At 40.8% G+C, this 6369-nt stretch carries 4 protein-coding genes and 1 pseudogene; 4 read left to right on the plus strand and 1 reads right to left on the minus strand.

Annotated features, from left to right (window positions below):
* Positions 1-59: 59 nt before the first annotated feature.
* Positions 60-1760, plus strand: a pseudogene (locus tag ACIR131C_RS22920) (FAD-dependent oxidoreductase); the annotation flags it as partial.
* Positions 1761-1867: 107 nt separating this feature from the next.
* Positions 1868-2122 carry a heterocyst-inhibiting protein PatX gene (gene patX, locus ACIR131C_RS27355; RefSeq protein ID WP_071604965.1) on the plus strand — a complete coding sequence of 85 codons (255 nt, stop codon included), beginning with the start codon at positions 1868-1870 and terminating at the stop codon, positions 2120-2122.
* Between the two features lie 519 nt (positions 2123-2641).
* Here patX and ACIR131C_RS0115670 read toward each other — a convergent pair.
* Positions 2642-3703, minus strand: a complete 1062-nt coding sequence (locus tag ACIR131C_RS0115670; RefSeq protein ID WP_028090968.1) for a class I SAM-dependent methyltransferase — start codon at positions 3701-3703, stop codon at positions 2642-2644.
* 129 nt (positions 3704-3832) lie between these two features.
* Here ACIR131C_RS0115670 and ACIR131C_RS0115675 point away from each other — a divergent pair, with 129 nt between their 5' ends.
* Together ACIR131C_RS0115675 and ACIR131C_RS26160 are read left to right on the plus strand one after the other, a co-directional pair.
* Entirely contained in the window at positions 3833-5068 is a 1236-nt protein-coding gene (locus ACIR131C_RS0115675) for an inorganic phosphate transporter (protein WP_035372232.1), read from the plus strand.
* Between the two features lie 350 nt (positions 5069-5418).
* Positions 5419-6369 (plus strand): coiled-coil domain-containing protein (locus ACIR131C_RS26160; RefSeq protein ID WP_479723997.1); only part of this gene is annotated, 951 nt, incomplete at its 3' end.

Consider the following 6369-nt stretch of genomic DNA (forward strand, 5'->3'; position numbering starts at 1 on the left):
GAATAATAGTAAAAGTTTCGCTCTTTCTTCTGCTAGAATTTAGAAAATGAAAACGCCCTGCTATCCAAGCAGCGAGAAAAGGCGTAAAAACCATCCTAGTGAGTGAATTTGCCTGGTTAGGAGGAATGCTTACCTCTGCGGGGGTATCGGCACCCGACGGCAACGAATTACAAGCCTTTCAAACAGGTTTATGGGGTGCTTTTTTACAAGAATTGCAACGTAGGCAACCAGGAGGATTAGATCATAGTTGGGTCAGCTTTTTTAGTTATGATCCGCGCATAGGTGCAGAAATATTTGCCGACTGGGTGCGAGAATTACCTAATCTCCAATGGATTTCGGGAAAAGTGCCTTTAGAGGTTTTGCGAACAAAAGACTGTATCACAGGTGTACGCTTTGCAGATTTCACCGTCAACGCCAGAATAATTCTTGACGGCACAGAATTAGGAGATTTATTAGCTTTAGGAGAAATACCATTACGCTGGGGTTGGGAATTACAGTCAGAATGGGGAGAACCCAGCGCACCTACAAATTTTAACTCCCTGACCCAAACCTATCCAGTGCAAGCGCCCACTTGGGTAGTAGTAATGCAGGATTTTGGGGAAAATATCGCCCCAGAAATTTCTCCAGCCCCTAACTATGATCCATCCCAGTTTACAGGAGCTTGGGATGACTATGGTCCAGAAAAATTTTTGAACTATGGACGCTTGCCCGGCAGACGATTTATGATTAACTGGCCTATAGCGGGCAACGACTACTGCCAAAATGCCAATCGCTTGCTAGATGCAGGGGTGAAAAAGCAGGAATTTGTGCGAGAATGTTTTTGGCACAGTCAGAATTTCGCTCATTTCATTCAAACTCAGTTTGGTAGGCGTTACGGATTAGCTGCAAACCTTTTTCCTCATGCTAACTCCGCTTTTGCCCTCCATCCCTATTATCGGGAAAGTCGCCGCTTAGTAGGCTTAACAACTGTTTGTGAACAAGATATTCTGCCTTTAGCAAACAGTAAAACCGCACTACCATTCCATGATGCGGCAGCGAAGCTAACCGAAGGTATCGCTGTCGGTAACTATGCCAACGATCATCATTATCCGGGTGTTGAGTTTTTATTGCAACCTAAATCTATCCGTTGGGGTGGAAGATGGACAGGAACACCCTTTACTATACCCTATTCCGCGCTCATCCCCACCGATACAGATGGTTTTCTGGTTTGCGAAAAGAACATTTCCGTTTCCCATATTGCTAATGGGGCCACCAGACTCCAACCGATAGTCATGGGAATTGGTCAAGCCGCCGGTATGGCAGCTGCCATGAGTATTGTGCTAGGATGTCAGCCCAGAGATTTACCAGTGAAGAGTTTGCAGGCTGCATTATTGACAGATGACTATGCACCAGTCGTAATTGTTCCCTTGTTTAACTTATCAACTGATCATCCCGATTGGTTACACTGGCAAACTTATTATTTAGACCACCCAGAAGCTTATCCTGCTGATGGTAATTGTCCTTGTATTTTGCACCAGAGTGATCATAAATTCAACCTCAACTGTTTTACAGGGAAATTTCAACGCCAGGGTGAGCAAAACTACCAATTTAATATTACAGAAAAAACCAATTTAGCTACGACAAATTGGCAGTTGGTGGCATTGCGATCGCATATAGACCAGCAATTACAAACTCTTCCCTCAGCAAAAATACTCAAGATTTGGGGGAGGCCAAATTCCTCTGGGAATTGGTTACTTGTTGAGCATCTGGAAGAAGTATAAAATTAACTTTTATTCAGTAAAATACAATACTTTTTTGCAAATTTTCCGGATAGACATATAAATATTAAGGATTAGTGAAGTAGAGAGTTCTAAAATAGACATCTACTATGCGTGCTGCCATTTCACTTTTAGTATCGAGTCTGGTATTTGGCTCCTTAGCTTTTAACTGCGAAGCAGTACAGACTCATTTTTCCGCTCTGTCCAAGCTCAAGTCCGATTACCAGCCTTCACCTTTGACCAACGAGAGTTTCACTTTTGGTGAAACGAAATTCAACCTGGCTGATAATTCTAAACCTAGTCCTAATGACCCACAAACGCCCAATCCTCATCGAGGTAGTGGTCGCAGAAGCCTAGATGGATAACTGGGAGTATTGTCAGTTCTGTTATTTAACAGGTAGTTAGATATTAATACCTGCCAACGATGAAGATGATACTACCGGATTATCAGACAATTAATTCTGCCTACCACTTCTTGTATTGAGACGACATAGACAGTTACAGCACTACACTTGTGGAATTCTATCGTCGCTAAGTTTCTGTTGTACTGACACTAGATATAGCTAGTTACAAGCACTATATCTTTGATCAGTTATATAGATATTCACCGCCCAAGCTATCAGTATTTCAATTTCTCCGCTCAAAACATAGACAGTTACAGCACTTCATATCGACGGAAAATTGTTCACTATTTCATCAAAACATCTGGTAATTGCTCAAACCTTGCCGTGTATTGGTGACCAAGTCACTAATACACGTACTCATCTCACCTTTGGTAATCGCGTCCGGTACACATTGGGCGTTAGTAGGTGGGAATAATTACCGGAAGTGAGGGAACAGAAAACTTTTCTTAGTTATCAACCGTCATTGTGAATGCTGAATCTCTAGTAACTTGGCTTGTGAGCAATCCAATATTTACTTACGAAGTGAACTTGGGTTTCTATTTGCTCAAATCCCACTTTTTCTAAGCGCTCTACCAGGTTATCTGTAATGTAATGCTTGTAATAAGGTTCATGAAAAGTCTCTGAGAAGTTTTTGACAACTAATTCCATCTCCGGTACATCATTTACCTGAATAGAATCACAGATCATAAAAATGCCTCCTGGTTTTGTAACCCGAAAACATTCTTCAATTACAGTTTGACGAACTGCCGCTGGTAACTCATGAAACAGAAAAACACAAGTCGTACCATGAAAATAATTATCTCGATAAGGCAACTCTTCGACATTTCCTTGCACAAGTTGCGGTAATTCTCCCGGAATTTGGGATAATAGTTCGTTGGCTTTCCGCAAATAGGCTGAAGATAAATCTATACCAAATAAAGATACCTCTGGTAAAGCTGCTCTGATTAACTTCAGTGTTCGTCCAGTACCACAAGCAATATCTATGACTCGGAGTTGTTCTTGGGGAATATGGTCAAATGCTGTCAGTTGAGATTTGAGAGGACAGAGGATGCGTCTTCTCATAGCATCAGTTAAGCCAGCAAATAGAATTTCCACCTGTAAGTCATATAAATTGGCAGACAGTTCACTCAAATAACCATCTGTTTGGTAATGGAAGTTCTGTACATAGTAGCTGGGATAGTTATCTGTGGCTATTTCCTGGGAAAATTCTTGATAGCTCCGGTTTTTAATTCGTTCCCAAACATTTAGCAAATCTAAGCATAGTAATGGATAGTAGCGGAAGAAATCTTCCCAAGAATTATCAAATAATAAATTTTGTGGATATACACCTGCTTGACTATCTTCCCAGTCTCTTGCCAATAACTGGTTCATATTGTCTTGGAGTTGTGTCAGCAATTTCTGGGATAAAGGACTGATATTTGGCTGAAGTGATGGATAAATTAGGTCTTTAATCCGTGAAATTACGGTTTTGTGAGCAAAAGCAAAGTAATTCTTTCCTGATTGCAGGGCTTGATAGCTTAATTTGGTGAAAATATCAAACATAGATAAAATTAGGTTTTGTTGATTGTCTTGAGTTTCACGGCTCGCCCAAATTTTTACAGCCAAAAAAATGGAAAATGTAAATCATTCATCACAATCTTTACCTGTTAATCGGGGCGCATAGTTTATTTTATGGCAATACTTGTGATAGTCGCCCTTTTAGCCTTCTATATGGCCTGGAATCTGGGTGCAAATGATGTCGCTAATGCCATGGGAACTTCTGTGGGTTCTAAGGCGATTACACTCAAACAGGCAATAATTATGGCTGGGGTGTTAGAGTTTCTTGGTGCTGTCTTATTTGGACAAGAAGTAACATCTACCTTGGGAACAAAAATTGCTAATCCAGTTTTATTTGCTACGACACCACAAACTTTAGTCATGGGCATGATCTCGGTACTCCTATCGGGTGGAATATGGCTACAAGTTGCCACATCCAGGGGTTTACCTATATCCTCGTCTCATGCCATTGTCGGGGCGATCGCTGGCTTTAGTTGGGTATCATTAGGAATAGAGGCAATAGATTGGTCGTCTATGGGTTTAATTACCATTGGCTGGATGTTAACACCCATAATTAGTGGTGCAATCTCCGCTGGTTTATATACTCTAATTCGACACTGGATTTTTAATCAACTTCATCCCCTGTCCCAGTTACAAGAATGGACTCCCTGGTTAAGTACATTGCTATTGAGTATATTTGGTGTTATTGTTCTGCCCACAATCACTCAACCTCTGAGCCAGTTTTTACTCATAGAGAGAAAATTGAATATTCCCCCTCACGACATTACACTATTCATCACTGGAATAGCTGCAATAGCCCTGACTTTAATCAGTTGGCGACAATTAGCAAATAGTCAAATTGACAATCAAATTCAAAGTTTATTTGCCAAATTTCAAGTTATCAGTGCTTGCTTTGTCGCATTTGCTCACGGTTCTAACGATGTTGGTAATGCGATCGCTCCCCTAGCAGTAATTTACTACATCAATCAACAAGGTAAAATCCCTAGTCATCAACTCACTATTCCCTTTTGGATTATGCTTTTAGGTGCTGTAGGAATTGTGGCCGGTTTAACAGTTTGGGGTAAAAAAGTCATCACCACCATTGGCGAAAATATTATTTCCTTAGAACCTAGCAGCGGATTTTGCGCCGAACTGGCCACAGCCATGACAATTTTACTAGCTTCCCGTTTAGGTTTACCTGTTTCCACTTCCCACGCCCTGGTCGGTGGAGTTGTGGGTATTGGACTGGTACAAAATCTTCAAGCTATCAAACTTTCCACTATCCAAAATATCGCCGCCGCCTGGTTAATTACAGTCCCCATCTGCGCGGCTCTGAGCGCTATGATCTTCACCATCATCAATAGACAATAAAAAATTCCCCCCCTGGGACTAACACACCATCTGTAAAGTCTTGAATCTTGCCACACCCTCTAAGGAAACAAGATTTTTACCCAAATTCAGCCCATTAATGACTATAATTAAGAAGAAAAAGACATAAATGTAACTCCTCAGACATCCTGTTAACTAGGAGATGCTGGCGCGTTCATAACTATAAATTCCCTGATTATAAGATCGGTACTAACCTTGTATAGGTTAAGTAAATTTATAAATGCAGTGAAATTGTTCAGTTTCTTCTATTTTTTGCAGGAAACTTAATATAAGTGTTGATTCGGTATTCGGAGCAGCCACTTAATCATCAAGGTGTTAGAGGCTAGAAACTGATGGGGCGATTTGAGAAGCGACCAGAAAACCCACGCATTAGAGGCGAGCTATCCAGAGCCGCAGAAAATGCTCTGTGGGATGTAGTTGAGGATTTAGAAAATCTTCAACAAAATCTGTTGAGGACTTTACAGGAAGATGTAAAACGGCTAGAAGCGGAAAAGAACCGATTATCTCACGATATTCAAAAATTAATTGAGGAAAAAGAACAGTTACAGCAATCACGACAAATTACGGAACAGCAGGTGTTAATTCGTCAATTGGCAGAGGTTTTAGCTAAACACATCTCTTCCCAATTACAGTCTTCATTGAAAACTTTAGCTACCCAAACCCTAGAGTATAATTCCTCTCACGAAGTTGGGATGAAAAATCCTCAACTAAGTAATGATCAAGCTCATGAAATCGGACAGAATGTTAGTACCATGATGGACAGTCTTGATCATACTGTCACTAATGCCTTTAGTTCACTATCACAAGAACTGAAAAACTATCAAAGTGATCTTTCTCAACAGTTGGCGCGAATCTATAGTCAACAGCAGCAAGGAGAAACAATCTTAGCAGAGTTTGTGAACAGGCTACGATATGAACTAGAAAAAAATAGAGACACAAACTCTTTGAATATAGCAACGGGAGGCGCACCAACGGTTTTACAATTGGCTGATGGTCTGCATGATGAAGCCATAACTCATCAAAATGGTCATGGGGAAAAATCCTCAAAAAAAATCATTATTGAACCGATTGCTTTGATTAGGAGTCAATTACCACAGGGTGATTCTACATCAGCAACAACCGCTATATTATCTCCACCAGCGGTAAAAACTCCCGAACCCGATTCTTTCATAAAACCAGATTTACCAACTACTTCACCAGCAGATGAAAACCCTCAACCCGATTCTTTCATAAATCCAGATTTACCAACTACTTCACCCGCAGATGAAAACCCTCAACCTGAT

The sequence above is a fragment of the Dolichospermum circinale AWQC131C genome, from assembly GCF_000426905.1.
Classification (GTDB): domain Bacteria; phylum Cyanobacteriota; class Cyanobacteriia; order Cyanobacteriales; family Nostocaceae; genus Dolichospermum; species Dolichospermum circinale.